At 40.4% G+C, this 1,124-nt stretch carries 1 pseudogene; it reads right to left on the bottom strand.

The features are described 5' to 3' along the window. Window positions 1-1,124: pseudogene (locus tag ACHFIZ_RS17910) on the bottom strand (hypothetical protein); the annotation flags it as partial.

The raw sequence follows: 1,124 nt of genomic DNA, 5'->3' as shown, positions 1-1,124 counted from the left end.
CAATTCATCTTTTTCTCCAACCTGTTTGATTTCAGCATCGGCTTTTACTAACCATGTATTTAAAGTGGGAATGCCAAGATAGAAGCGTTTGCTAAACACATAATCCTCGCCGAAGTTTTGCGACCAGTTCGTGTATGCCCTCAAGGTGTAACCGCCTTCCTGAAAGATTTTAGATATTAAAGGAATTTGAGCCGATGCCATTCCATTCTTGATTGGAACACTAATCCTTCGTACCACTTCAGAACTATCGTCGTCCAATTCAACATACAGCAAACCACTTAGTTTAGAGGCCGAGAGATTTGAACCATCCATTACGTAACCTTTAAACCATAGCGTATCGCCGATATTATAGAATGGTTTATCAGTATGGAGATAGACTTTTTCAACAGGCAATCGCTTCCTTAAAGTATCCAACGCTGTAGTAATAAATTTTGCTTGCAGATCAACTTTGGGAATATCCGCAAGCGTTGGCGCACCATCCCCTTCTACAGAATAATTGTAAACCTGTCTGCCTAATTCCCCTTCTGCGTTTATTCCTTCGACTACCACTTTGTAGTTACCGGGTCCATCTGCATTAAAATAACTTAAACTTGCTTTCCCAGTAGAATAGGTCTTTAAATTAGCGTTCCAGTAAATTGTAGAACGATAGTCGGGCAGCGTATTTTCGCCACCCGGTCTGTCGTAACGAGGGGTATAGAACTCTTTTGCTTTATTAAAACCCTTAGGGGATATGTTAGCAATACTAGGGTTGTATTGTTTACGTTGTAATCCCCGGTTGGTATAAATAAATAGGGCAGGAATTGGAACTCCATCAGGGCTGACGGTAGCCATCAAGGCTAAATTGTTCCTAACCACTTCTATTTTTACTATATCTATTGGATCTATAACATTGCTATCATATATCCCTTGAAGCTCTCCGCAGTCTGTAATCAGTCGACCATTCAGTATTGTAAGCATTAGTTGATTCCTATAGGTAGGGTAATTAAGAATTATGATTGGCAGACTGCAACCATACTCTTTAAAAGTAACGCCCCCCAGATTACCCTGTAAGCATATACCGAGATTCGCACAGAGTTCAGGCTTCTCTATAACATAAGTCTGATCTGAAGACCCTTCTGGAATTT

It is taken from the genome of Pedobacter sp. JCM 36344, assembly GCF_046546555.1.
GTDB lineage: Bacteria > Bacteroidota > Bacteroidia > Sphingobacteriales > Sphingobacteriaceae > Pedobacter.
This window is presented reverse-complemented; position numbering and strand designations above follow the sequence as displayed.